The organism is Paenibacillus sp. 7516 (assembly GCF_002272715.1).
In the GTDB taxonomy this organism is placed as follows: domain Bacteria; phylum Bacillota; class Bacilli; order Paenibacillales; family Paenibacillaceae; genus Paenibacillus; species Paenibacillus illinoisensis_A.
The window spans coordinates 22,668-48,902 of sequence record NZ_NPBI01000004.1 but is presented as its reverse complement, the minus strand read 5'-3'; the positions used below and the strand labels follow the sequence as shown (position 1 = coordinate 48,902).

The 26,235-nt window shown below is 44.7% G+C and carries 23 protein-coding genes; 5 read left to right on the top strand and 18 right to left on the bottom strand.

The genetic code is table 11. The annotated features are described in order from the left end of the window. The 3 genes from CHI14_RS02455 to CHI14_RS02445 form a co-directional block, all read right to left on the bottom strand. Entirely contained in the window at positions 1–921 is a 921-nt protein-coding gene (locus CHI14_RS02455; RefSeq protein WP_095286844.1) for a helix-turn-helix transcriptional regulator, read from the bottom strand. Between the two features lie 90 nt (positions 922–1,011). Then, complete coding sequence (locus CHI14_RS30405; RefSeq protein WP_095286843.1) at positions 1,012–1,200, bottom strand: hypothetical protein; 189 nt, start codon at positions 1,198–1,200, stop codon at positions 1,012–1,014. Between the two features lie 220 nt (positions 1,201–1,420). After that, entirely contained in the window at positions 1,421–3,352 is a 1,932-nt protein-coding gene (locus tag CHI14_RS02445) for a fructose-1,6-bisphosphatase (protein ID WP_095286842.1), read from the bottom strand. 353 nt (positions 3,353–3,705) lie between these two features. Here CHI14_RS02445 and CHI14_RS02440 point away from each other — a divergent pair, with 353 nt between their 5' ends. Next, a complete protein-coding gene (locus tag CHI14_RS02440; protein ID WP_095286841.1) occupies positions 3,706–4,869 on the top strand; it encodes a glycoside hydrolase family 27 protein in 1,164 nt (387 codons plus the stop codon). After that, positions 4,870–5,073, top strand: a complete 204-nt coding sequence (locus CHI14_RS02435; RefSeq protein WP_095286840.1) for a hypothetical protein — start codon at positions 4,870–4,872, stop codon at positions 5,071–5,073. 47 nt (positions 5,074–5,120) lie between these two features. Here the strand turns inward: CHI14_RS02435 and CHI14_RS02430 are convergent, their stop codons facing one another. Continuing rightward, entirely contained in the window at positions 5,121–5,936 is an 816-nt protein-coding gene (locus CHI14_RS02430; RefSeq protein WP_095286839.1) for an AraC family transcriptional regulator, read from the bottom strand. A gap of 199 nt (positions 5,937–6,135) precedes the next feature. Between CHI14_RS02430 and CHI14_RS02425 the strand changes: the two genes are divergently transcribed. Then, on the top strand, positions 6,136–7,671 hold the full coding sequence (locus CHI14_RS02425; protein WP_095286838.1) for a carboxylesterase/lipase family protein: 1,536 nt from the start codon (positions 6,136–6,138) through the stop codon (positions 7,669–7,671). An 82-nt stretch (positions 7,672–7,753) separates the two neighbouring features. Here CHI14_RS02425 and CHI14_RS02420 read toward each other — a convergent pair whose 3' ends face one another. Next, on the bottom strand, positions 7,754–8,647 hold the full coding sequence (locus CHI14_RS02420; RefSeq protein WP_095286837.1) for a LysR family transcriptional regulator: 894 nt from the start codon (positions 8,645–8,647) through the stop codon (positions 7,754–7,756). A gap of 153 nt (positions 8,648–8,800) precedes the next feature. Between CHI14_RS02420 and CHI14_RS02415 the strand changes: the two genes are divergently transcribed. Beyond that, complete coding sequence (locus CHI14_RS02415) at positions 8,801–9,850, top strand: YeiH family protein (protein ID WP_095286836.1); 1,050 nt, start codon at positions 8,801–8,803, stop codon at positions 9,848–9,850. Positions 9,851–10,112: 262 nt separating this feature from the next. On the opposite strand, the gene CHI14_RS02410 is transcribed toward CHI14_RS02415, so the two are convergent. The 9 genes from CHI14_RS02410 to CHI14_RS02370 form a co-directional block, all read right to left on the bottom strand. After that, complete coding sequence (locus tag CHI14_RS02410; protein ID WP_095286835.1) at positions 10,113–10,907, bottom strand: Cof-type HAD-IIB family hydrolase; 795 nt, start codon at positions 10,905–10,907, stop codon at positions 10,113–10,115. Positions 10,908–11,481: 574 nt separating this feature from the next. Next, positions 11,482–11,850, bottom strand: a complete 369-nt coding sequence (locus CHI14_RS02405) for a YhjD family protein (RefSeq protein WP_095286834.1) — start codon at positions 11,848–11,850, stop codon at positions 11,482–11,484. Next, positions 11,834–12,199, bottom strand: coding sequence for a YolD-like family protein (locus CHI14_RS30270; protein WP_212676970.1), 366 nt, complete (start codon positions 12,197–12,199; stop codon positions 11,834–11,836). Before CHI14_RS30270 ends, CHI14_RS02405 begins: the two co-directional genes overlap by 17 nt. Beyond that, on the bottom strand, positions 12,196–13,413 hold the full coding sequence (locus CHI14_RS02395; protein ID WP_170948003.1) for a DNA polymerase IV: 1,218 nt from the start codon (positions 13,411–13,413) through the stop codon (positions 12,196–12,198). Before CHI14_RS02395 ends, CHI14_RS30270 begins: the two co-directional genes overlap by 4 nt. 248 nt (positions 13,414–13,661) lie before the next feature. Then, a complete protein-coding gene (locus CHI14_RS02390; protein WP_095286978.1) occupies positions 13,662–16,163 on the bottom strand; it encodes an FAD-dependent oxidoreductase in 2,502 nt (833 codons plus the stop codon). Between the two features lie 2 nt (positions 16,164–16,165). Then, complete coding sequence (locus tag CHI14_RS02385) at positions 16,166–16,477, bottom strand: ArsR/SmtB family transcription factor (RefSeq protein WP_095286832.1); 312 nt, start codon at positions 16,475–16,477, stop codon at positions 16,166–16,168. 109 nt (positions 16,478–16,586) lie between these two features. Further along, the gene (locus CHI14_RS02380; RefSeq protein WP_095286831.1) at positions 16,587–17,255 is read right to left on the bottom strand and encodes a Type 1 glutamine amidotransferase-like domain-containing protein; all 669 of its coding nucleotides are present in this window, start codon (positions 17,253–17,255) and stop codon (positions 16,587–16,589) included. Positions 17,256–17,283: 28 nt separating this feature from the next. Next, complete coding sequence (locus tag CHI14_RS02375) at positions 17,284–17,646, bottom strand: hypothetical protein (protein WP_095286830.1); 363 nt, start codon at positions 17,644–17,646, stop codon at positions 17,284–17,286. Between the two features lie 66 nt (positions 17,647–17,712). Continuing rightward, positions 17,713–18,084: a hypothetical protein gene (locus CHI14_RS02370; RefSeq protein WP_141236628.1), complete on the bottom strand. Its 372-nt coding sequence runs from the start codon at positions 18,082–18,084 to the stop codon at positions 17,713–17,715. A gap of 255 nt (positions 18,085–18,339) precedes the next feature. Between CHI14_RS02370 and CHI14_RS02365 the strand changes: the two genes are divergently transcribed. Then, positions 18,340–19,608 (top strand): saccharopine dehydrogenase NADP-binding domain-containing protein, encoded by a 1,269-nt coding sequence (locus CHI14_RS02365; RefSeq protein WP_095286828.1) that lies wholly within the window; start codon positions 18,340–18,342, stop codon positions 19,606–19,608. Positions 19,609–20,055: 447 nt separating this feature from the next. On the opposite strand, the gene CHI14_RS02360 is transcribed toward CHI14_RS02365, so the two are convergent. Genes CHI14_RS02360 through CHI14_RS02345 form a run of 4 tightly spaced genes read right to left on the bottom strand, consistent with a single transcriptional unit; the run spans position 20,056 to position 26,203 of the window. Further along, positions 20,056–23,310 (bottom strand): PQQ-binding-like beta-propeller repeat protein, encoded by a 3,255-nt coding sequence (locus CHI14_RS02360; RefSeq protein ID WP_249280975.1) that lies wholly within the window; start codon positions 23,308–23,310, stop codon positions 20,056–20,058. Between the two features lie 24 nt (positions 23,311–23,334). Beyond that, a complete protein-coding gene (locus tag CHI14_RS02355) occupies positions 23,335–24,342 on the bottom strand; it encodes a zinc-dependent alcohol dehydrogenase (protein ID WP_095286826.1) in 1,008 nt (335 codons plus the stop codon). 26 nt (positions 24,343–24,368) lie between these two features. After that, positions 24,369–25,232: a carbohydrate ABC transporter permease gene (locus CHI14_RS02350; protein ID WP_095286825.1), complete on the bottom strand. Its 864-nt coding sequence runs from the start codon at positions 25,230–25,232 to the stop codon at positions 24,369–24,371. Beyond that, on the bottom strand, positions 25,226–26,203 hold the full coding sequence (locus tag CHI14_RS02345; protein WP_095286977.1) for an ABC transporter permease: 978 nt from the start codon (positions 26,201–26,203) through the stop codon (positions 25,226–25,228). The genes CHI14_RS02350 and CHI14_RS02345 overlap by 7 nt, the downstream gene beginning before the upstream one ends. Positions 26,204–26,235 lie beyond the last annotated feature (32 nt).

Here is a 26,235-nt window from a genome sequence, read left to right as displayed (position 1 = left end):
TTACTTCACTTGAGCATGATTTGAATTATGAAGTCTGTTAAGTACTGTGTCTGCATGGCTCTGCATCCTGCGTCTTAACCACCCAGGAGATATTAATTCCTCCCAATCACTTATAAATAATTGCTGCATAAAAGCCTCTGTGTCATAAAATTCTATAGCGTGGATCTGATCCTGTTTGTCCCGAATGCGGTATCCTTGCCACTGCTCTGTTTGCTGCACTTCTTTCAGACGAATCTCAGCTACAAATGGTTTTCGAACAGGCAGAGGTTCTTCCCATCCACTGAGCTGCTTGTCTGAATTACACTCGAATGTTTCATCCGTCAAACGGACATGAACGATACCCTCCAGCCGTATGGAACTTTGCTGTACAGGATCCGTTTCATAACCAATGACGTAATCAGCATTGTACTGGGATACGATCTTTAATGGACACCAAGGGAACTGCCTTTCTCCGGAAAAGTCCTTGTAATACATATGTACTTTAAGTGATTCTGTTATGGCATGGGATAATAATTCAAAGTGCTGAAGAAGCTTCGGCGATGCAGCGAATGTGGGAAGTGGACGGCTTAATATCTTCTGCTCTTCTGCCGTAAATCGTTCTAACAGATGCGCCACACGCTTTACCACATCAGATTGTTCGTGATTAAAATGCCGATAACGATGAGCCAAATACTTAAGAACACTCTGTTCTTCTTCTGTCATATATAAATGGGGTAACCGATAGGTCTGGTCCTCATAACAATACCCTCTATATTTCGCAAGATATAGTAAAGGGGCACGTAATGAAATCGCCATATATTCAATATCGCGCTGTGCCTGACGCCGGGATATTTCAAATTCCCGGGCAAGCCAGCTGCTGTTCGGAAAACGTCCGCTTCGAATCTGCTCGTCAAACCAGTGAATACGATGCATATTACTCATCTTTACAGGCCCCCATTGATTCCACATTGTGCTAAACGTAAACCCATTATACCAAACGAATGGCCCGCTCCGAAGAACAGGCCTGCTGCGTTATACGGTTGCTCTATCCACTCTGGATTGCACAGCTTTGGAACATTTCTTGCATACTTTCAGACTTGTCCCATCTGTTTTCGTTTGCGAATACAACAGTTTTATACGTGTGCTGCTGCATACCGGACATGTTCCCCGCCCCCGGGAAGGAATATTCCACAAGACGCGTCCTCTTTTGGTTTTTGCCAATGGTGTGAACCTCTTTTCAATGTAGTTTGTGTGTTCACCGTTTATTATAGAGGTCATGGTACGACATAGAATGTCGCAGCAGTTCGTATTGAAATCAGATTGATCTATAAAAAAGAAAAACTCGCACAGGCAGGGTAACATGACTTCCCTGCCCAATACGAGCTTCTACGTCAAATTGTACTCAAATGGTTTGATCCGGGTGAGTACGTTAAGCAATCGTTTATTTCATCGAGCGATACTCCAGTAAATCCGTCAAATTGGAGATCTTCTGCAGCAGCTTTTCCCCGATATTGGTTTCTCTCACCAGTTTCCGCGCCAGTTCTTTGTCCACCAGTCTTTTTATAGATAATACATCCGTTCCGTTACACAGCACATCTTCTTTTGAATTAAATTTCTGGTGAGCTACGAGCTGCATGCCAAATGAATTATACAACAAGGTATATCCTGCGATGCCCGTTGTGGATTGATAAGCTTTGGAAAAACCACCGTCAATGACGACCATTTTTCCGTTTGCTTTGACAGGGCTCTCTCCACGAATTTCTTTCACTGGCGTGTGTCCGTTAATGATATGTCCATGATCCGGATTCAAATCAAACTCCTGCAGGATCTTTCGACAGATCTCTTCCTTTTCACGTAAATGGTAGTAAGGGTTCTTTCTCTCCTTATGCGCTTCCTTATCTTGGATAAAGTACCGTTCAAAAGTGGTCATTTCTCTTTTGCCAAAGAGCGAGGAACATTCCCCTGTCCAGATGTACCATACCATATCCGTCGCCAGATCATCTGTCTCTTCCAGATGTGCAAAGGAGTAGCGTAGGTTCTCTTCAAAAACATCGAGCAGTTGGCGGCCCGCATACGTCTTGCCTTCAATCTGCATTTCTTCCATATTTCCTTCTTCATCCAAAGGAATACAGCCGTGGATTAACAAATTCCCGTTGTATTTTAAATAAAGGCTGCCCTTTTTCATAAGAAAATTCATATGCCGGGCCAGCTTCTCGGAATGCTGAACGGAGAACAACAGCTTCTCCATCACCTGGCGTTCTTCCTCCAGCAATTGTTCAGGGTTCTGCGGATTTACGGTTGCAAAACAGGTGTTTTCCAGCTGGTACGTTTTTCCGGAGATGTTGATTTCGTTTTTGTCATAATCGATCTTCTCCAGTAGAAGTCTTTCAGACATGTTAAAGTCTGGGCGTCTTTTGATAATCGGCATTTCAAGCTTAAACTGGATCATGGCAATGGCCTGGTGAATCTTAGTGATCTGTAGAATTTCCTGCTCCGATAGGTTATGGCCGCCCTGCAGCTTAGGTCTGAAAGATGGATTATCTTCATAGTATTTCTCCGCCAGGTTTAACAGTGGGCGAAGATTGATTCCGTATACATCTTCGATGATGTCCAGATTGTCGTATCTCGCGCAGATCCGGATAATATTCGCAAGGCAAACCAGAGAACCTGCATAGGCACCGATCCAGAGCACATCATGGTTGCCCCACTGAATGTCTACAGAATGATAGTTGATTAACGTATCCATAATTTTATCGGGGTCCGGCCCCCTGTCATAAATATCGCCAACCACATGAAGGTGGTCAACCACCAGACGCTGAGTCGTGTAAGCAAGGCCGATAATGAGATTGTCCGCCTGCCCCAGGGATATAATCTGCCGATATATTTCCTCGTAATACGGATCCTTATTGTTGGTCGTATCCGTCTTGTATAGAAGCTCTTCTACAATATATACATACTGTTTCGGCAGAGCTTTCCGCAATTTGGAGCGCGTATATTTGGAAGAGGCATAAGAAACAAGCTTAAGCATGTTTTCAATCGTTTGTCTGTACCACTGGTTCAAGGCCTGTTTATTGCTCAGGTCCCCTATAACCAGCTTTATTTTTTCTTCCGGATAATATACTAACGCCGCAAAATCATTAATTTCCTGCTCTGTCCAAACCTCACGAAATAATTCTTTAATTTTCTCTTTGACGGTACCTGAACCGTTTCGTAGTACATGCTGAAAAGCCTGGAACTCCCCGTGCAAATCACTGACAAAATGCTCAGTTCCTTTTGGAAGATTGGAGATCGCTTCAAGGTTGATAATCTCTGTTATGATTTTTTCTTCTGTATCATATTTCTCAGCAAGTAGATCTAAAAATTGCTCATCCAAAACAGATGTCCCCTTTCAAGGAATTATCGTGATGTATAGTTGGGTCCAATCTTTGCAAATGAATTATAACCACTCTAATTATGTTTTTTTACCAAACTCGGAATTCCTTCTAGGCTATCCGCAAAGGTCATTATACTCCAGTTTCTCATGGTTCAACAAATTTCATTGAATGAATGTACTTCGAATTTGCTTCATTTAAGCCTACTGGACAACATCAGTCCATATGGAAGCAACGTCAAGCTATGGCTGAATTCACATGTATCGTTTAAGTTCATTGTAGTTATTTTGAAATAACAATTGTGTTTACGGTATTCATAACTTATGAAACTAGGATGTAGGAAGGAAGCGAGATTATGAGCAATCATTCGTTAATGGGATTTGCCCCTGCACTAGGATGGAATTCATGGAATACCTTCACGTGGGACATCAATGAGCAGTTGATTCGGGATGTTGCCGATGTGTTTGTAACAGAGGGTTATCTGGACGCCGGATACGAGTACATCGTCATTGACGATTGCTGGAGTCTGAAGGAACGGAATGCAGATGGCAATCTGGTCGCAGACCCTGCGAAATTTCCGAGTGGAATGAAGGCGCTTGCAGATTATATCCACGACAAAGGTCTAAAATTTGGCATGTACTCCTGTGTTGGTACACATACCTGTGCAGGTTATCCAGGCAGCTTCGAGCATGAATTCCAAGATGCTGCGTTATTCGCCGAGTGGGGCGTGGATTATTTAAAATATGACTACTGTTTCAAGCCGCGTCATATCTCAGGTGAGCTGTTATACAAGCGCATGAGTCTTGCCCTCAAAAACTGCGGGCGGGATATCCTGTTCTCTGCCTGCAACTGGGGAGAGGACAACGTATATGAGTGGATTCGTGAATCAGGGGCTCATATGTATCGCTCCACCGGTGACATTCGCGACAACTGGCAATCGGTCAAGGACCTGGCTCTGTCTCAGCTCGGTAAACAAAGCTACACTGGCTCCTTCTGCCATAATGACATGGACATGCTCATCGTAGGCATGTACGGCGGAAGCAACAACGACTTTATCGGAACCATCGGCGGCTGTAACGACACTGAATACAAAACCCACTTCTCGCTCTGGTCCATGATGGGATCACCGCTCATGATTGGATGTGATGTACGCAAGGCCAATCAGGCCACCAAGGATGTTCTCTTGAACCCGGACCTGCTTGCCATCAACCAGGATGCAGAGGCACGCGGAGCTTATCGCATTAAACCCGAGCCTCAATGGTTCCATACAGATGATGTATTCATGCTGGTGAAGGTGCTGACAGACGGCGATCTTGCTATCGGATTCTTCAACCTGAGTGACAGTCAACGCGAGCTGTCCCTTCAATTCTGGGATATGGGGCTGCCTTACGCTGCGGGTTATTCCCTGTCACTCTACGATTGCTGGGAACATAAGGAGCTGGGTGTATTCCGCGAGCGTTATGCACCGGTGGTTGGGGCCCATGATTGTCTCGTCGTGCGAGCCAAATTGGTGAAATAAATGGCCCAGAGCAGGCTGTGCACCACTTGCCAGGTTCCGCTCTCGTCGGATGATGTGGGTATTTATATCAAACTGGTCTCTCGCACAGCCCAGCAATTCCTCTGTATCGACTGTCTCGGTGTGAAGCTGAATTGCGGGCGGGATCCGATTGAGAAGCTGATTCGTTACTTCCGTGAATCAGGGAACTGTGCGCTTTTTCGATAAAAGCAATATGTAATCTGTCTATCCGTTAGTGTACCGGCCGTATTTCCTTACAGTTCTGCTTGTTTCTGATGTAACAGCATGTAGGCTGATGGTGTATACGATGTTGCCTTTTTGAATACTCTTGAAAAATAAAGCGGATCATTATACCCAACCGAATAGGCTATGGATTGAATGGACAATCTGGAAGATTTCAGCAGCTCACAGGCGCGCCGAATACGGCATGCCGTTATGTACGCCGAGATGGATTCGCCTGTAGCTTCTTTGAACTTGCGGAACAGGTAGCTACGCTCCAGATTCACGGCCTGTACAATCTCCGCAACCGTCAGGGTCGATTTCCAGTAGTTCTGCTCAATATAGGTTCTCGACAGCCACACATAATCTCTGGCTTCCTCCTGCGTCTCGCGTGGGAAGTACTCCATGTAATAGGACAATAACAGGTGCAAACGTGCATCTGCCCTAAACACTTCACTTGGTGATGCCCCCGTATTCCAGGCCAGGTGAAACCAGGGTTCCAAGGTTTCCGGCGCAGCTGGCAGGACGGGTTGCTGGACCGAAAACTGTGTCAACTCTATAAGTCGTCCTGCGTCTCGTCCGTTGAATTCCATCCATACGTATTCCCAAGGGTCGGCCGGGTCGGGGTAGTAATAGATTTCTTTTTGCGGAAAAATAATAAAGCTCTCTCCGGCACCCAGCCGAAATTGCTGGCCCCCGGTTTCCAGTGTACCCTGCCCTTGCATGATATAATGCAGCGCATAAACGTCACGCACGCCCGGTCCCCACTGGTGAAGATTGACGGGTTTATGGGCGCCGCTTATAAAATAAACCTGACTCGCCCTGCTCCCGTCTGTCCATAATGAGTCCACATCCGGCTCCTCCCTTCTTGATACCAGTCATTATATATGATTTTGTGGAGTTTTGATTTATTTTGATGCTAGAAACTTCCTTTCAAGTTGCTTATGATCGAGATAGTGGTCTCATAACCCAGCAAACATGTAAGCGCAACCACACACATCTTGGATCGACATGAATAAGGATGCTCAATTCAGAGAGGAGAATGTTGTGTTGCTTAGAATTGTTCAGGTAGAAAATGGCCAAGTTCAGGGGCTGCCTGCCTCAGACCCACGTGTTACAAGCTTTAAAGGTATCCCATTCGCCGCCCCACCGGTAGGCCAGAACCGCTGGCGTGCACCACAACCTGCATCCGATTGGGATGGGGTGCTGCAAGCTTTCGATTTTGCTCCCACCTCGATGCAGGCCCCGACCGTCATTGACGATAATAACATCTATACGCGAGAGTGGTCTGTTGATCCCGACCTGCCGATGAATGAGGATTGTCTGTATTTAAATGTGTGGACACCTGCCAAACGAACGGATGAGAAGCTGCCTGTGTTTGTCTGGTATTTTGGCGGTGGGCTTCAGGTGGGTCATACTGCTGAAATGGAATTTGATGGTGAGCGCATTGCCCGCAGAGGCATTGTCGTGGTTACCGTCAATTACCGTCTGAATGCGTTTGGTTTCCTGTGCCACCCCGAGATTAGCGCTGAATCCCCACAAGCACCTGCGAACTTTGGACATCTGGATCAGCAGGCAGGTACGGCCTGGGTGAAACGTAACATCGCTGCCTTCGGCGGTGATCCGGATCAGATAACCATTGGTGGACAATCTGCAGGCGGCGGCAGTGTGCTAAGTCAGATGACTTCCCCGCAGAACAAAGGCCTGTTCCAGCGAGCTGTCATCATGAGTGGAATTGCGACTGAACTGTATCCCAATGTGCGCGTACCTTCTGTCCGCGGCACACTGCGGGATGCCGAGCAGAAGGGCGTTGATTTTTTCCGTTTTCTAGGCGTATCCACTTTAGACGAAGCCAGACAGCTGGACGCGGTCGCTTTGCGGGATAAAATCCTGGAATATCAAAGCTTCTGGGGGACAGTCATCGATGATCAGTTCTGTACGGGTGATCCGTTCATTCGTTTCATGCAGCATAAGCGCGAACTCGTTCCCGTCATGCTTGGGCATACCTCTTCCGAGTTTTGGACCCAGCCTGCGGTAAGCAGTATGGACGAACTGAAGCAAACGGCGACTGAACTGTTTGGAGAGGATGCGCCCGCCTTTTTGCAGCGTTGTGGAGCCGATACTGGTGATCTCGATCATGTATTGCAGCAGGCATCGATCCGCATGATTGAACATGCGATTCAACTTGTGATCCGCTCCAATAGTGGTCATGCGTCCGAGACACCGCTCTATTATTATAATTTCGACGCGGAGATTCCGGGCTGGGATCAACCAGGCACGTTCCATTCCGTTGATCTGTGGTTTTTCTTCGAAACTCTCGCCAAATGCTGGCGGCCTTTCGTCGGTAAGCATTATGACCTGGCACGCCAGATGTGTAATTATCTGTCCAATTTTATCACGACAGGTGATCCGAATGGTCTGGATTCCACTGGCAAACCCTTGCCCTATTGGATTCCAAGCAGTACCGAGCAGCCTTACCGCATGGAATTCGGTGATACGTCCCAGTTACAGCGTGCGGAGCCGGGGCCTGTACTTGAATTGGTCATTGAACAGTATTTCAAAAAGCAGAATGAGCCTGTTGTGTAAACATTCATTCGTGTACATGAATCAGACCATGAAGAGCCATGCAAGTATGCACGGCTCTTTACGTTGTCTCGCATGATTTAGATCAGATAAAATGACCATCCAGTTTCAGCAGTCTTTCCGCGAAAACTTCGTTTGCTCTGGTAGGAATATGACCTATCCGGCGAACTAAGGAAAAGTTTCGTTCGATGTGAATATCTGGAATCGTGATTTCCTTCAACATGCCAGCGGATAACTCCCTTTTTACAACCCAGCGCGACAACATCGCGATGCCTAATCCAGAGAACACCGCTTCTTTGACGCCCTGACTGCTGTTGAACACGTATGAACGGTTTACCCGGAGTCCCGTCTGAGCCAGAAATCGATCACTAGACGATCTGGTTCCTGAACCCATCTCGCGAAGTATCCACACTTGATCTTGCAATTGTTCCAGATCCGCATTCACCGAAGTGTGAAGAGGATATCCTTCCGCTGCAACAATAATCAATTCGTCCTTCATGAATGGTGTCACGGTCAGATCTTGGGCCTCAATGTCCTCTTCAATCAAACCCAGATCCATATGATTATCTCGAATAGCTTCCACAACTTGAGCTGAATTTCCGATGAATACTTCCATGGCCACTTCAGGGTATTGCCTTGCAAATGACGAAAACAGGCGAGGTAAAACATATTCTCCAATCGTAAAGCTAGCTCCAATCTGCAATGAGCCACTAACATGATCGTGTAATCTGGCAATATCCAATTTTGCCGACTCGTACAGATTTACCATTTCCTTGGCACGTACATATAGCAGCTCCCCAGCCTCCGTCAGTTTCACCCATTTGGGCGAACGATGCATTAACTTTACATCAAATTCCTTTTCTAATTTACGAATGTGTAAGCTAACACCGGGTTGTGATAAATGCAATAGTTCTGCCGCTCTAGAAAAATTGCGCTGCTCCACTACAGTTATATATACTTTCAAGCTTTCCACGATCATAACATGCATCTCCCTGATAGTATTTAGCCCCAAATATCACTTCAATCATTATGATTCATTATGATAAGCATTTCATTCCGGTATTTCTCTTTTCAATCATAACTAATTATAGTTACAGGTGAACAAGAAATAAAGAAATCGGACGTGATAGCCATGCATTCAACTTCTGTCATGCAACAAGAGAAAAAGAATATACAAGGGTTTGTGCTGGGAATTGGGCTTACTCTAATGCTTGCCCTTGCTGCCAAATATGCAGCCGGCTTTCCTTTTCTACACATCATGGGTCAGCTTGTACTTGCTATTTTGTTCGGCATGCTCTGGAGAGCGGTCAGGAATGTACCTGATCATATGGTAAGCGGAATTTCCTTTTCAGCTAAAAAGCTTCTGCGATATGGAATCATTTTGCTTGGCATGCGGCTGAATTTGAAGGATATTCTTCATGCGGGACCCAAGGTTGCCTTGATCTCCTTCCTGAACATTACCATCACTATTTTTGTTGTGTATGGCATTGCAAAATTCTTCAACGTCGAGAAACGTTTGGGGCTATTAACTGCATGCGGAACAGCTATTTGCGGAGCTGCGGCAGTTGTGGCCATTGCACCTCAGATCAAAGCCAAAGACGAAGAAACCGCCATCGGTGCAGCTACTGTAGCGATTCTGGGAACAATTTTTACAATGGTTTACACCCTTCTATATCCTTTCCTACACTTGTCTGCATCTGGATACGGCGTTTTTTCAGGTGCTACATTACACGAAATCGCACATGTGATTGCAGCTGCAGAACCTGTGGGCCAAGATGCTGTTGATCTGGCTGTCATTGTTAAATTAACGCGTGTAGCCATGTTGGTGCCGATCGCCATCCTGATCGGATTCTGGACGAATCGTTTGGATCGCTCCAAAACGATAAGAAACGGCAAGTTAAATATGAAAAGCTTGAAATCCCTCCCTATCCCTTGGTTTATATTCGGATTCCTCATGATGAGTGCTCTAAATACGATACAGGTTATTCCTTCAGGTTTGACGAATCTAATCATTCTAGCCGCTTATATGCTGATTGCTATGGCCATGGCTGGTCTGGGTCTTAGTGTAGATACAGTCACGTTTCGGCAATTGGGCCTAAAAGCTTTTGCTGCCGGCTTTATTGGCTCCATCGTTCTTTCCCTTATCGGATATGTATTTTTAAAAATATTTAATCTTGGCTGATGAAAATAGTATGTGGCATCCATCCTACTTTTGAAACCATAAGCTGGACTAACTTAACTACGACAAAAAAGCCGCTAATAATAGCGGCTTTGATGGAACCATCCTCTTGTTCTAAGACAATAAGTCTATGAAATAATGACTGACATACCCTGATCTCTTTTTATACTTCTTTACCAAATTCTTCTGCAGTTCATTCACATATATCATAGAGAATTTTATCAAGGCTGACGTTTCCGTTCGTCGAATACTTCACTGTTGTGGGTTATATCACAAATTTTCCAATGGCATTAGCCACGCCATCATTATCATTTGAATCGGTTATGTAAACGGCGCATTTTTTCAGTTCAATGATCGCGTTCCCCATGGCTACAGGAAATCCGGACAGATGGAATAGGCCTAAATCGTTAAAATCATCCCCAAACACCATCACATTTTCTGAATTTACCCCAATTTCACTTAACACCCATTCCACGGCTTTTTCCTTTGAAGCTGATTTATGCATGATTTGGATCAATACTCCTTCATCCGTTGCGATCACGTTTACATGGTCACCAAATTGCTCGCTTAGATCCTTCCATGTGTTGCAACCTAGAACTAATATTTTGGTCGGAGATAGAGAGTCTATATAATGTTGCTCAACAACCTGAGGTTTCAGATCATTCGAACGGATACCGAATTGAGCGCAGTGGGAGTCAAGAATTGGTTTACTTGTGTACCATGAATCATTAACCTCGTATGAGATTATGGATTGAGGCATGTTTAACTCGAGAAATGTATTAATCTGTTGGTTGATCTCCGAAGGGATTGGAATATGACGCTCATTTTGTTTGGATTTGCATATAACTAAAGCGCCATTGTAATAAATCATGTACTCTACAAAAGGAAACTGCTTCACAAATTGATTTGCCGCTCTAGGCGGCCTTGCCGTGGCAACGATAATATGTATCCCCAAATCAAAACATCGTTGAACAGCCTGAACATTCCTGGAAGATATCGATTTATCACTTCCGAGCAAAGTTCCGTCCAGGTCCAGCACAATGGCCTTAATAGTAGGCATCCGATTCCTCCCTACAGAGTTAAATTGGTAAAATAATACTACGCTTCAAGAGGTATCGTCAACGAAAACAGTTATGTTATCATCTGCTGTTGAACAACTATTGATCATGACCTTATTTTCATCGTTTGTTTCTACAGAGGACTATGTGCTGTAAAAGTTAAAAAACAGATAGTAGAAATTATGCATGGTAAAAATCTATAGAAAAAAACGACATTCTCTTTACAGAGTATTGTCGTTTCTTGGTTTCTGATCAAAAAAACTTAATCACTGCATCGCTTTACTTCCCTAAATCATCCCAGAAGGTTTGGAAAGTACCTTTCTCCATCTCAAAATACTACGGGTACATTACCGTACCGTTCCTGTCCTTCTTTGAACAGAACCAGTGGGACTTGCGTCTTGTCTTCCAGCGCTAGGTAGATGATCTTCCGGTCTTCCTGACCATAAACGACAAAAATACCGACCTTTCAATTTCAAAGGTCGGTTTACCCATTCGGGAGAAGAAAACAATGGTTATAACTGCATTATGGTCCACTCTTTGCAGTTATATACCATGTTTCTGCTCTAACTCTAGTTGTTATTTGGACAATTCTGTAATATCAACGTTCATATGCTCCGTAAGCATTAAGGTAACATCCACTTTCACTTTACTCCATAATAATGTCATTTTATGAATGTAACCTCTCACCGAATAATTTACCGTTAGACTCAGCTCGGATCTCTGTTCATCAATGATTTTGATATGGTGTTCCTTTAAACTTTGTTTGGATTGGTACATCTCTAAGGCGATTTTCTTTTGGGTACCGTCCAAATAGTCAACATAGACCGATTTCATCTTAAAGTTTGAAGCGTATATTTTATGCTTATCTACTTCCAGAGCGCTTAACAGATAGGGAAGCTCCACCAGCCTCTTCACGAGTGCAAGTTCCTCAGAAGTCTGTCTCACCGTACACGCCTCCTTCTTCAAGTTTGACCGTGACCAATTGATCAAAATCGACCCATTCAAATCCATTGTGCATTTCAATTTTGATTTTCTTTCCAACGGTACTGACTGAAGTAACGATTCCGTGTATATATCGATTGCCCGACTCATTAAACACTTCAATGGTGGCTTGTAATGTATAGTTGAGCGACATATCTACATTTTGAGCCATGATCTCCCACTCATCTTCATGAATTAGCGGTTTGTCTTGAACATGAATTTGAGTACGATGCTGTATGATTCGTTCTTTATGTTGTGGAAGCATCATACGACTCGATTCCCATAATCCATTGGCCTCAAGTTTTTTGCTCATTTGTAGTGCCCCCCAATTTTAGATGCTCTATCGATTGCTTGACCAGCAGCTGTAATGGAGCTTGCCCGAAGTATGGCAATGTCGCCAAATCGATCCTTAATGTCGTCCATCACCTGATCAATAGCCCGTTTGTGCTCCTGATCATCAAAGAAAGATAGTTGATATGTATCCGCGTCGGATAATTGAGAAAGGGATACGCCTACACGGCGCACCGGTTGCCCATCCCAGTGTTGATGAAATATGCGTTTGGCGATCTTGCACACATCAACGGTTATGTTTGTTGGATCAGACAGTTTAACCTGCCTGTGAAAGCCCGTTGGATGGTCGAAATCCGCTCCAGACACACTCACGGAAACGACACTACCCATCAGTCCTTTTTTACGAGCTCTTCGGCATACTTCAGTACAGATATCGAGGATTACCACTTCGATCTCCCAAGCCTCTCTGTAATCTCTAGGCAAGGTCATTCCATTTCCAATATCCTTTTGTGTACTATGTGTGTTGACGGTTACCGGCGAGTTATCAAGTCCATTGGCGATGCGCCAGATCACTTCTCCATTAACGCCCCATTTATTTTTGAGTTGGGTAAGAGGTGTATTCGCCAAGTCTCTAATCGTTCGGATACCCATCTTCCACAAATGTTTTTCCATTCTTGAGCCAATCCCCCACATATCGCGGATGGGCTTATCTCCAATGTGGAGGTGCAATTCTTCTTTCTTTAAGTGGAAAATGCCCCCCTTGGCCTTTTTAGCGATCATATCGCAGCACAATTTACTAATGATTTTGTTTTCACCAATGCCCGCTCTTGCGTAAACCCCTGTTTCATTATAGATTTTGTCTTGAATTTGCTTCGCCAAATCGACGGGATCATTACCGAACAGATGCATAGACCCTGTAAAATCAGCGAATAATTCGTCTATACTGTATGGCTCAACCAGATCGGTGAACTCCTCAATAATGGACATGATTTGAGTGGATACTTCGATATATTCTTGCATGTGAGGCCTAACAATGATTAGTTCAGGGCACTTCTGCAGCGACTGCCAGAGTGGTTCTGCGGTGGATACACCTTTCGCCTTGGCTAATGGACAAGCAGCAAGAATAATTCCAGAACGTCTTGCTGGATCGCCTGCAACGGCGAGTGGTCTATTTTTGTATTGAGGCATTTTGGCCTTTTCGACTGAAGCATAAAAGCTCTGCATATCAATGAGCATAATGGTTCGCTGCTTAGTCAACACTGAAATCACTCCTGTACTTTAAGAACGTATGTTTGTATATATTATAAACCGAACACATGTTCTTTATGCAAGAGGTAAATATTTATATTCATCCGAGGGAAGATCATACTCAACATTCAGAAGAGGTGTCTTTTAACAAAAGAAAGACCCTGAGGGAATAAACCCTCAAGGCCGCAGAGATTTGTTCATGATTGATTTAGTTAATATATAATGGGAATCCCCTTCTATATAAACAGATTATGGTTTGCTTTGTCAGCCTGGCCTAGATAGTAACCTACCCCACTAATAGTCACTTGATCCATGATCTCTTCCCGCTGGATACCCATCAGATCCATAGACATTTGACAAGCAACCATTTCAACACCTTGAGCTAACGCAGTTTGAATCAATTCCTCCAGAGAGGCGACGTTGTTTTTCTTCATAATGCCGCGAATAACTTTAGGACCGACACCAATCATATTCATTTTGGACAAGCCTAGCTTGTGACTACCACGTGGCAGCATAAGATCAAACATACGACCTATCATGTTTTTGGAAACAGGTTGCGTCTGATGCTTTCGAATAATATTTAGTCCCCAAAATGTATAAAACATGGTTACTTTGCGCCCACTTGCAGCTGCGCCATTAGCAATAATAAGAGAGGCTATTGCTTTATCCAGGTCGCCACTGAAGACAACCATCGTACTGGCAGGTTCAACATTCTGAACTTCAGAAGCGGATGATCTGACTGCCTCTGTCTGCTTGGTTAGTACTGCTTCAATGATACCGCTCTTACCACGTTCCAACTGTATGAGTGCTGAACCAGACATTGCTGCCCATGCTTTCACATCTTCGTAAAACCCTGGATCAGAAGCTTTTACCCGTAGCGTTTCTCCATCGGATAGTTGATCCATCTTCTGCTTTACTTGTATTAACGGACCCGGGCAGCTCAATCCACATACATCCAATTCTTCATCGATACGCAATGGCTGAGAAGAGAGTTGATCCGTCTGATGTAAAGTATTTTGCTTTGGATGAGAAACAGGATTGCTATGATGCTGATCATCTGTAATCTCATGTTTTTGACCAGTATACGGAGCTGGTTTAAATTGCGCTTGGCGGTACGTTTTGAATCCACCACTCAAATTTTTAACGGTGAAACCGTGCTGACGCAAAATTTGTGTTGCAGTATACCCCCGTAAACCTACTTGGCAGTAGACCCAGATTTCTTTAGAGACATTTAACTCTTGCATTCTCTCACGAAGCTCATCCACTGGGATGTTTAGAGACCCAGGAATATGGCCATTCCGATGCTCAAGCTCGCTACGTACATCTAGTAGTATGGTTTGCTCCGACTGGCGCATAGACAGCTGATCATAGGTGAATGTGTTGACACGTCCTGCCAGAATATTATCTGCTGCATACCCAGCCATATTAACCGGATCTTTTGCTGATGAATAGGGCGGTGCATAACTCAGTTCAAGTTCAGTCAAGTCGCTTATATGACCCCCAAAATGAATAGCAACGGCAATATCATCAATCCGTTTATCCACTCCTTCGAATCCGACTGCCTGGGCACCCAGGATTTTTCCTTCAGGTGAGAACAGCAATTTTAGAGTAATTGCACTCGATCCTGGATAATACGATGCATGAGAAGCAGGATGAACAATCACCGTTTGATAATCCACGTTAAGGCGTTTTAATATCTTTTCATTGCTGCCCGTGGTTGCTCCAGTCAGTCCAAACACTTTAATAATAGAAGTCCCTTGTGTTCCTTTGTAGGTAGAATGTATGCCAGCAATCCGATCCGCAGCAATACGTCCTTGTTTGTTCGCAGGACCTGCAAGCGGAATCGCTGTCTTGGTTCCATGGATGTAATCACTGACCTCAATTGCATCACCAACCGCATATATATGCGGTATATTGGTTTCCATGGCCTCATTAACAATGATGTGTCCACGTATCCCCAAGGAAATACCACTGCTTTGCAGAAATGAGGTATCTGGCGACACGCCAATCGCGAGAATCACAAGATCTCCTTTTAAAATGTGACCATCTGCAAGCTCGACCCCGATGCCATTCTCCAGAGAACGAAAACCCTTAACACGCTTGGAAAACTGCAAATTAACACCATGCTGCTCCATTTCTTGTGCCAGTGCAGCTGCGAGTTCAGGATCAAATGGAGTTAGCACTTGTTCATTACCCTCGACAAGCGTTACATGTAGTCCGGCTCCCCTCAAATTTTCTGCCATTTCAACACCGATAAATCCACCACCAATAACGATTGCTGATTCGTTGTTAGATGCACTTATTGCATCTTTGATACGATCAATGTCTGGAATGTTACGCACTGTATAAATTAATGGATTATCTATACCCGGCACATAGGGGATCTTCGGACGTGCACCTGGGGACAGAATCAACTCATCATAGGTTTCTTCATATTGTCCGCGCTCCTCGCTGTTCACCTGGATCGTTTGATGTTGTGGATTGATTGATATGACCTCACTCTGTGTACGTACATCAATTCGAAAACGATCTGCCATCCCTTTAGGTGTTTGTACCAGCAAACGGTCACGCTCAGCAATCGTTCCGCCGATATAATAAGGTAAGCCACAGTTGGCGAATGAAATGTAGGGACCCTTTTCAAATATGACTATTTCGGCATGTTCGTCCAGTCGGCGTAGGCGGGCAGCTGCTGACGCACCCCCCGCTACTCCACCAACAATGACTACTTTCTTGCTCATGATTAACATTCATCCTCTCCAAATAAAACAGTTATAATCTGTTCAATACGTTGGTTTGCAAGTATATAATTCACTTCGAGGCCATTTCGCTCCGTATCAACAATTCCTGCACTGCGCAGCTTCTGTAAATGCTGGGAAACGGTTGACTGCGGCAGATCCAGACACTCCTGCATATAGGAAACATTACATTTCTTTTTACGCATCAACCCACGCACAATGCACAGGCGTATAGGATGAGAAAGGGCCTTCAGTAAGTTAGCAGGTTCCTCAAGCTGTTTTAAATCACGGCTATCGTGAAATTCGAGTTTATCCAAACGTAATCCCCCTCTGTATCGTTATATTAGAATAATACGATATAGTAAAATGAAAGTCAAACGCCTGTATTTGTTATTTTCTATCCTTATGTCACCAACAGCGTGAATATCATAACGTAAAATGCCTCCAATGCCCTTCGGAAACAACTTCTACTGTTCCATCGATCACTTTGATGGCGGTTTGATCATCAATCGCATATGTAGGCCCTTGAATGCCAGCGGCCCATCTTTCAGCAGCAGCCATGGTGTTTTCCGGAAGCTTTTCATGGTCAAGATGCGGAAAAATTGCAAAGTCAACCAGACCCAGTGTCGCATCACCACCGCCGGGTGGAATCCAGCCAACAAAGTATTCCCCAATGTTGGGTGCCATCACCATACTACCCGCGCTCATTCCCACATAAACTGCCTGCAGCGATGGTAAGAGGTCTGCCAGTCCGGACTGCCGCATCCAGTGGTTCAGGAAGAGGGCGTCGCCGCCCGCCACCAGCAGAACATCTATTTCCTGAACCAGCGGCACCCAGCGGTCTTTACTGATGCTTGGCAGCGCGGTGAGCTCTAACACACCAACAGACTTCCAGCCCAGGTCAACCATGGGGTTCTCGGATTTCCCGCTGATGAACTCCCAGGTATTGACGCCAGGTCCGACCCAGGGGTGTCCATACATTGCGGTGGGAATACACAGTGCGTTGGAGTCGGCGATCGGCTTGTCCAACATGTCCACTAACGCGTCGCGTATGCTTTTGTTATTAACGCCCGCAGAAGTTAATAATAATTTCATAGCTTCACTCCTAGTCGCTTGGAACTTCTTAATTCAGCTTATTAGCTATATCATCTATCCTATATCCATTAAGACCATCTCGTCGAAACGACATTTGAACTGTTTCTGGCCGCTCTCCTTTCATCACCGTCATTTCTAAAATAAATTCTATCTGCAGAGTGTCTGAACCTTGGATCGTTAACACATGGACATTCGAGTACAAAAAGTTGTCTTGGTACTTTTGACGAAGAGCACTCATTATTTGAGGATTCAATTCGACTATCAGTGCCTGTTGAATTAACGAGCATGGCGTTGTGTCTGTTGCTGGCAGAGTGTCTTCGCCCGAAGCTGGGGTTTCTATTAGCGAAGCTAACCCAAGGGCTAAAACGAACGTCAAAATTATTTTTATCAAATGCAATCACCTCATCGTTGGGATATTTTATTTTTCCCAAAATGAGGATTTGAATGCTGTTTTCAACTAATTTCTTACAGCTTTTTTGAAGAAAGTAGACATTCGGTTGAAACCGTACAGACTGTTGCTAGTAAAAGTAATGGTTTCTCCCTTGGTGTTTGTTAAAAAATGTTCATTCCAAGAATCAATCATGGAGGTAGTCAATTCAGCCAATTCTTTATTAGCGAAATACCCTAGAGAGATGTGAGGTGTATAGGAATATCCGCACGTTTCTAATCCGAAATGTCCCCTATACTCTTCGATAAGATATTTTCTTTCTTTTTCAATCTTATGTAAGATGGCTTGAGAATGAGAATTCGCAGGTTTTAGACTTGCTACTAGCACAGAATTCCCCCACTTTAGGAGTCTATCAAATTGAAATGTGACGGGTTCTTTCATGTTGATATTTAGCGGCTGGTTTTCGATACAGAGAAACTCATTTTCTCTCAGAAAGGAATGCGGTAAACCTTCAAGCAGATCTTCGGCTTTGAACCTACTTTGGCGCGAGACAGCTTGAACGTTGGCTTCATTAATTCTTAGCTGTCCCTCTAATCTATTATTTCTCTTCTATTAATAGGTAGAAGCACGATCGTTGCGATTAGTAGAATCATATATTAATACATAGACATGAATAACTATGAAGGAAGTGATAAGATGTTGGATTGTGCAATCTCTCCTTCCATTACGATACTAGGCAGCAGCGGAGGTGCGGCTAAAGCGGTATTAGCCATTCTTAATCAATCCGTTCAAGATAAAAATGACCCTATACACTCTATCATTAACCAATCACAATTCCACCTCATCGATATGAACCAAAAGGATAAAGCATATTATGCTCAACTCTTCCCCCATCTTTCGAAACAAATCAAAATCCACCAGCTAGATCTTAAAAATGTCAGCGACTTTCGGAAACACCTTACTAAAACAAACACAAAAGTAGTCATTGATGTATCATGGGCCGATACGATCGAGATGCTCAACTGCTGTAACGAACTAGGCATATTATATGTAAATTCTGCCCTTGAGAATGAGGAGGTGGATAATAACGAGAGCATGCGCGGGTTTCCCCTTGCAGAGCGAAATATTAAATATCAAACTAGAAAAACTGATTTCACCCATACAACCGCCATTACATGCTCAGGTATGAATCCTGGTGTCGTACAATGGATGGCTATAAAACTCATACAAGAAAATCCAGATAAAAAACCTTTAGCCTGCTACATTGTTGAGCATGATACCTCCTTTTTTGCAGACCAAACATTAATTGAACCTAACACCATATATACTTCTTGGTCAATCGAATGTTTCCTGGATGAAGCCATATTAAGCTATCCGATGTTTGTTCATAATCATTTGCCTCATTATTTTTATGAACAGGTCTATTCAATGGAATACAAGGTAAGGTTAGGAGACAAGGAATTTTACGGATGTCTGATGCCGCATGAAGAAGTGCTAACACTAGGTGAGTTATTTGATATGCAGATTGGATTTATTTATCGTGTTAGTGAGTATACAACGGATTTAATTCGAAACCATTTAGATCGTGTAGACGATTTATGGAATTGGAACCAGCGCATAATTGATCCAGATAACGGGGAGGTTGAAGGTGCGGACCTCGTTGGAGTTCTTTTGGTTTACGAGGATCATGAAAAGTTTATGTATAATTCGATGGAAAGCAGTAGCATTTATGCTCAGTACAAAACAAATGCCACGTATTTTCAAGTCGCATGCGGCATTTATGCTGCCTTGGCCAGTCTAATTCTGGATGATATTCCTGTAGGTATTTACAACGTTCATGAGCTCCTGCTCAAAACCGAAAGCAAGTACGAACAATATCTAACGTACCATATGACCGATTTTGTCGTGGGAGAAAATAAAGATTCCGATGGATTACTTCATCAAAGATTAAAATGGACTAAATAATAGATGGCAGTTTTCACTATACAAATTTTTGTGCCGCTTGTGGTAGAGTTCAGTGCAATTGATATTCAACTAAACTGCCCGTTAGCTTAACAAAAAGACAGCCGATCATGTTGGTCGGCTGCCATTTTTCTTCCAATAATTTTTCAAATAAAAGCCGCATGACCGGAACTGCCCTACAGTGAATATCACATGACATATTCAGTCTGCTGGATGCTCAGCTGTTTAAAGTGGATGACAAGAGTTGATAGAAACGTTCCTTATCCACATTCCGTGAAATTTCCTCACGTTTCCATCCTGAGCCGCTCTAAACGAAATACCTCCCATGAACGATTCCTCATGAGTTTCAACATGGACAAAACCTTTTTCAAATCGACAAACATCAGGATAGAATATACTGATTGCAGCCAATGGATCATGTAAATGGGCTGCTTCAATGGTCAAATAAAATTAAATTTGTGATCCGAGCTGTATCAAAATTTCCGCATGCTCTTGAGCTAATCCCTTGCCAATCTTGGCTTGCACTTGATGGATAAATCCGTTGATTGCGCCTTTTTTTTCTCCCTCATTACCTAATTCATCGGCTCTTTCTACTTTGGTCCATTGTTCCTTCAATCGATCAGCCAGCTCTTGATCATTAGCGAGGAACTTGTCGATAAGTCCTGCCATACCTTTATAGGTAAGGATCACCTCATAAGAAAAAGAAGAATTTGTAGCGTTCCCAGCGATATCATGGGCGGAAGCATGGACCAAATGCTCCCCAACACCCTTCAAATAGGCAGGGCGATCTGCAAGCACAGCATCACAATCACTTTTAGCTATACCTGATAATGCATCCTGAGCGGAGCATTCGATCCGAATTTCATCATTCAGCTCGTAGACGGATTTTCCTGAAAATTCGATGATAGGAGCCGTTTTGTCTATTTTAACTTCGGTAGTAGAGGGTACCCCGGGCACACCATAAGCCGATGCCGACCAATAAGTTACGGCTGTCACTCCTTCTTCGCTTACGGTAAACTCAGTGGTACCGCCTTCGGCCTCACGCTGATTGATTTCCTCAGCCCCCGTAGCTTCGAAAAAGATGGAGCTTGCTCCTTCCGAGTTTAGCGTAATCGAAACATCTTCATGGTGCCAACCCTGCTCATTTGCCTGTGGATTAAACGCAGCTTCAGTTAAGGGAGCCGTAATATCTTTAACTGTTACGGAAAAATCGTCATAGTAAGCTGTGGAGATATTATAGCGGCTGGTTACCGCAATTAGTCTGGCATAAGCCGTTCCTTCCGGTGCCGTACCGCGGAGAGTTACTTTTTGCCATTGGTGAAGTCGCGATTCATCCAGATGCGTTTCCAAAGTAGACAAGCTCTGCCCTTCTGCGTTATAGAATCGGAACATGAAACCAGGCTGGCCTGACTCAATATATATTTGAGTACTTGCGGTATACTCCTCTCCAGGCACTAATGGAATTGGATCGCTTTGCACTGCAACGGATGCAGTACGAATTCCATCCGTTGTTTTCAGGCTATAATCACCGGCATAACGCTTGCTGCTGCTCCGCTCAAAATAAACATCTCCACTTGTTGCAAACAGTGAAGTCCAGCCCGGCAGCTTTCCGCTCTCTTCTGGCTGCTCCAACCCGGCATTGTTTACCGGCAAAGGAAGCCCCGGCGGTTCGACCACTATCTCTCCATCAATTTGGATTCGATACAGAATCGTATTGGTTGCGATATCTGTGAAATACAGGTCCCCATCCATGCCAAGATCAAATCTCGAAGCATCCGTTAATGTTCTGAAATCCAGTGTTTCCGGATCAATCACCGTCAGCTTGTTGTTAAACAGGACATACAAAAGTCCGTCTTCCGACCAACGCATCGGATGATGATGCCACTGGGTGTAATAGAGCTTCGGATAAATCTTTTTATATTTTACAAGTTGGTACGTGTCCGGATCGATTGCAAATATATATTCGTAGGATGCTCCCCAGATCAATCCATCCGGCCCGAGAGACAGATCCCCAATGAAAATCGGATCGACAAGTTCGGGAATATCCAGCGTAAACTCCGTTATTTTTTGCTCATTTTGAACATCCCACACAAAAATTTTGGCCTCCTGCTCGCTCGGCGTGGAGCCCAGTCCTCCTCTGATGGTCGTAGATCCAAAAATCTTCCCGTCTACATAAGCGGTACTAAGCACACTCTGATTCTGCACCACGTTTCGATGGACTTTGGTTTCACCTGTAGCGGTATCATGGACTGTAAGCGATCCTCCCAGCGTCCCGTATCCTGAGATGGTCGAAATAAACAGTTTACCGTCCCCTTCAGACATATGCACAAGACGTTCCTGATCGTTCCCGAGTACAGCGAGACGCTGCGGATTCGTGCTTCCCGGTTCTTGATTCAGATCATAAACGTACAAGCCACCTTCCGGGTAGACTCCCATATAGACTTTGTTTCCAATCGGGTATACACTGTCCGCTTGACCAATGCTGAAAGGTTTTGTCGTCATGGTCTCTAAATCAACCAACGAAGACCGAGCTTGTGAACCTGTTGTTATCAGCTGTGTATCAGAAACGCTTTGGAGACGATTGACGACTCCCGGCAATCCCGGAATAATCGGCGGCTGTACAATGACTTTTTGGGTATCGATATTGAGCATGGCCACTCCGCCGTCATACCGTACCGTAACAAGCGTTTTTCCCGGCAGCTCGGGATTGTTCTGAAACTCGACCCAATCCGCCCCTCTGAACCCACTCTCATAGGTCATGCCGGTTTCCTCTACCTGATGTGTCGCCAGGTCAAAGGTTTTCAGTTTTTTCTCGGACATATAATACAGCTTTCCATCCACAGAGTCAGCTGCATGAAGACCGGTTACCTGCTGGAGCTCCACATCAAGCCAGGACCCTGTTGTAGTATCGTAGATATAACCCTCACCCGGTACACCACTTCCATCCGTATAACGCGCGAACAAGTAACGGTTATCGATCGTACTCAAATCGTATACTGTATCATTTTTGACGGTAAGCGAAGCGGCAATATTCGTTTTTTCACCTGTAGCCAAATCCACACGCACGATCTGTTCATGGGCTGTACCGGCATAAATATATCCCCCCTGGTAAGCAATGGAGCGGACATACTCCTGATCAAGTGCCCCAATAACACGCCCATAATCCCTCACTTGCTTGGTCACAGGATCATACTGCCAAACCTTGCCGCCCGGATAAGTCCCTACGTACACTCTCCCCTGTTCATCCGTCGTGATACTATTGGAGACAGACTGTCCTTCAAATTGAGCCACTTGAACAGCCTGATGGGTCACTGGCGAATACTCCCATAATCGTGCACCCGATCCTTCGGCAGCCACATAAAGCGTACCGTTCGGCGCAACAGTATGCGCCCAGGAGCTTTCCGATGGCCCAAGTGAAACCGTCCGAAGCAGTTTGTACTCTTCGAGGTCAATCACATTCAGGAAGCCAGGCTTGCCTTTACTCGTGGCATACATGACTGGTTTTCCATCCTCATAGCCTACAGTTCCGTTAAAGACAGCTACCGTGTAATTGTTGGGAATAAGCAGTTCTTCGGGGTCACCGAAGTTTTTTTGAGTAAGCCTGGATTCCTCTGCTTGGGCAGGAGCAGACTGCACGGGAAACATCACAATAACAAGTAAACAACTCATGAACATGGTGATCAGGTTGAAAAAAGGCTTTTTCATCACACATCTCCCCTTCTTCATGCATTAAAAATACTTGATCAACGTGGCAAGTGCTCCTTGAGCCGAATCGGATTGATAATTTTCATAAGCTTCAGATGCTTCATCCAAGGCAAACATATGCGTGATGGCAGGACTTACCGTAATTCGCTTATCAGCAAGCAGCCTGACGTATTCGTCCATATTTCTTCCTTCCGTCCACCGCACGAAACCGATGGGATAATCCTGATTGTGCTGCTCGTACTGCAGATCGTACCTTCCAGGCCCGCCTGCTCTTGAGATAAGGACCTGGGCTTCTTTGCGAAACATCAAATCTCTTGAAAACTCCATGGACAAATCACCAACGATCACGACTTTTCCCCGGTCACGAAGCCACTCAAGTGACTTGTTGATCAGCACTTCTCCAGGCCCGCCAGCACATAAGAGGATGGAATCAAATCCTAAACCTCCCGTTTCGTTCATCACAAAACGCTCCACTTCCTCTTCAGTTGAAAAGCCTGCTTGAATGCCCATCTGCTCCTGAAGCAGCTGAACCCGTGCTTTGCTCAGATCGTATGCAGCCGTGTGACATGCACCAGCAGCAGCAATTTGGGCCACAAGATTACCGAGAATGCCCAGTCCAACGACAAGTACTTTGTCGCCGAATCTCACGTCAGCCGTACGAAGCGCATGTATGGCGATGGCTCCGAGCCCGGTAAATGCGGCCTCCTCTGGTTTGACATGTGGAGGTACTTTGGTTATCAGATTGGTCGGTACCGAAATGATTTCGGCATGTCTTACATAAGGCACACCATAACAAGCCACTCGGTCTCCCGGTACAATATCTCTGACTTCACTTCCCGTTTGTTCCACAATCCCAACAGCGCTATAGCCAAGGTATACCGGAGATACGCCTGATCTTTTAATCGCACTCATCTCCGTACCCGGACTAATGCCGGAATATTCGGTTCTCACTTGCACATGTCGTTTGTTCAGTTCGGGTATATCCGCTTGCAGTACCGTGACCTTTCCTTCCTTCGCAGCAACGATTTTCATTAGATACGGCTCCTCCTTCAGTCGATTTAGCCTTTTTCCGAACCGAGCATCACCCCTTTGGCGAAATACTTCTGAGCAAACGGATAGATGAGCAAAACAGGGATCATCGAAAGTACGATGGTTGCATTTTTAATAGACTGTGGGGCAAGGGCTGAACGGTCCACAAGTCCCGCGTCGTTTTCTGCGCTGTAGATTAGCATATCCCGCAGCACGACCTGCAAAGGATATTTATCCGGATCGTTCAAGTAAATCAGCGGTAGGAAAAAGCTGTTCCAGTGGCCCATGAAATAAAAAAGTCCGATGGAAGCAAGCGCAGGCTTGGATAAGGGAATGACAATGTTGAACAGAATCCGGTATTCGGAAGCTCCGTCGATCAGGGCCGCTTCGCGTATCTGGGAAGACATGTTTTCGTAAAAGCTTTTAAGAATGATCAGTTCCATTGTCCAGATGGCATTGGGAAGTACGAGTGCCCATACCGAATCCGTTAACCCCAGCTGCTGCACGACCACATACGTGGGAATAATGCCGGGATTCAAAAACATGGTGAGGACGATGGCCATCATAAAAAACTTGCGTCCGAAAAATCCTTTTTGGGACAAAGGATATGCAGCTACAGCCGTAAAAAGTAAATTCACAAACGTACCGAATGCCGTATAAAAAATGGAATTCAGGTAGGCTCTTGGAATCGTGTCATTTTTAAGCACCTCGACATAAGCCTCAAGGTTCAGCCCTTTCGGAAAAAGAAACACCCTACCTTGAACGACCGCTGCAGTATCACTTAAAGAAACGGCCGTAATGTACACGATGGGATAGAGTGTCGCTACAGCAACAAGACAGAGGATCAGCGAATTCATGACACCAAAAACAGATATTTTGCGCTCACCTACCATAAGCCATTACCTCCCAGCCGTTTGCTGATCGCATTGGCAGACAGCAGCATCACCATTGCAACGAGCGCTTCGAATAATCCTACTGCGGCTGCATAACTGTAATTGGATTCAAGCAGTCCTTTGCGGTATACATACGTTGAAAATACGTCTGCAACGTCATAGGTCATCGGATTATAGAGCAGCAGCACTTTCTCGTAACCGACGCGAATCATGGAGCCCGTTTTCAAGATGAACATGATAAGCATCGTGGGAAACAATCCAGGAAGCGTAATATGGCGGATCGTATGGAAACGACTGGCACCGTCCACCTTGGCCGCTTCATAAAGCGTAGGACTGATCCCCGCAATGGCTGCCAGATAAATGATGGATTCATACCCTGCGTTCGCCCATATTTCCGAAATGACATAGATCGGACGGAACCAGCCCGGATCTACGAGAAAGTATTTTTTCTCAAAACCAAGTGCAGCCAGCATTTGATTCAAAATACCATGGTTTGGCGAGAGAAAATCGATAATCATGCTGCTGATAATGACCACAGACAAAAAGGCCGGCAAATAACTGAAGGTTTGAACAGATTTTTTAAACCATTGGGTTCTGACTTCGTTCAACAGAAGGGCAAGCATGATGGGAAAGGGAAAGCCGAAAATAAGCGTATATAATCCCAAGAGCAGCGTGTTCCGGAAAAGCAGCCAAAAATCTTGGTTCGTAAAAAACGTGATGAAATGCTCCAGTCCCACCCATTCACTGCCAAGCACTCCTGTAAACACACTGTAGTCTTTGAAGGCAATAATCAATCCATATAGGGGCCCGTAACGAAAGATGACATAAAATAGGATGCAAGGAAGAAACAGCAGAAGCAGCTGCCTGTCGCGCTTAATATGATTCCACGTCTGTTTAAGCCGACCTCTGAAGCTCTTCTTTGGCACTTCTTTATGGTAAGCTGCCGAATGTTCCGTGCCGATGTCTGCCATAAGATTATCGCCTCCAATACCTTTTTCCCTAA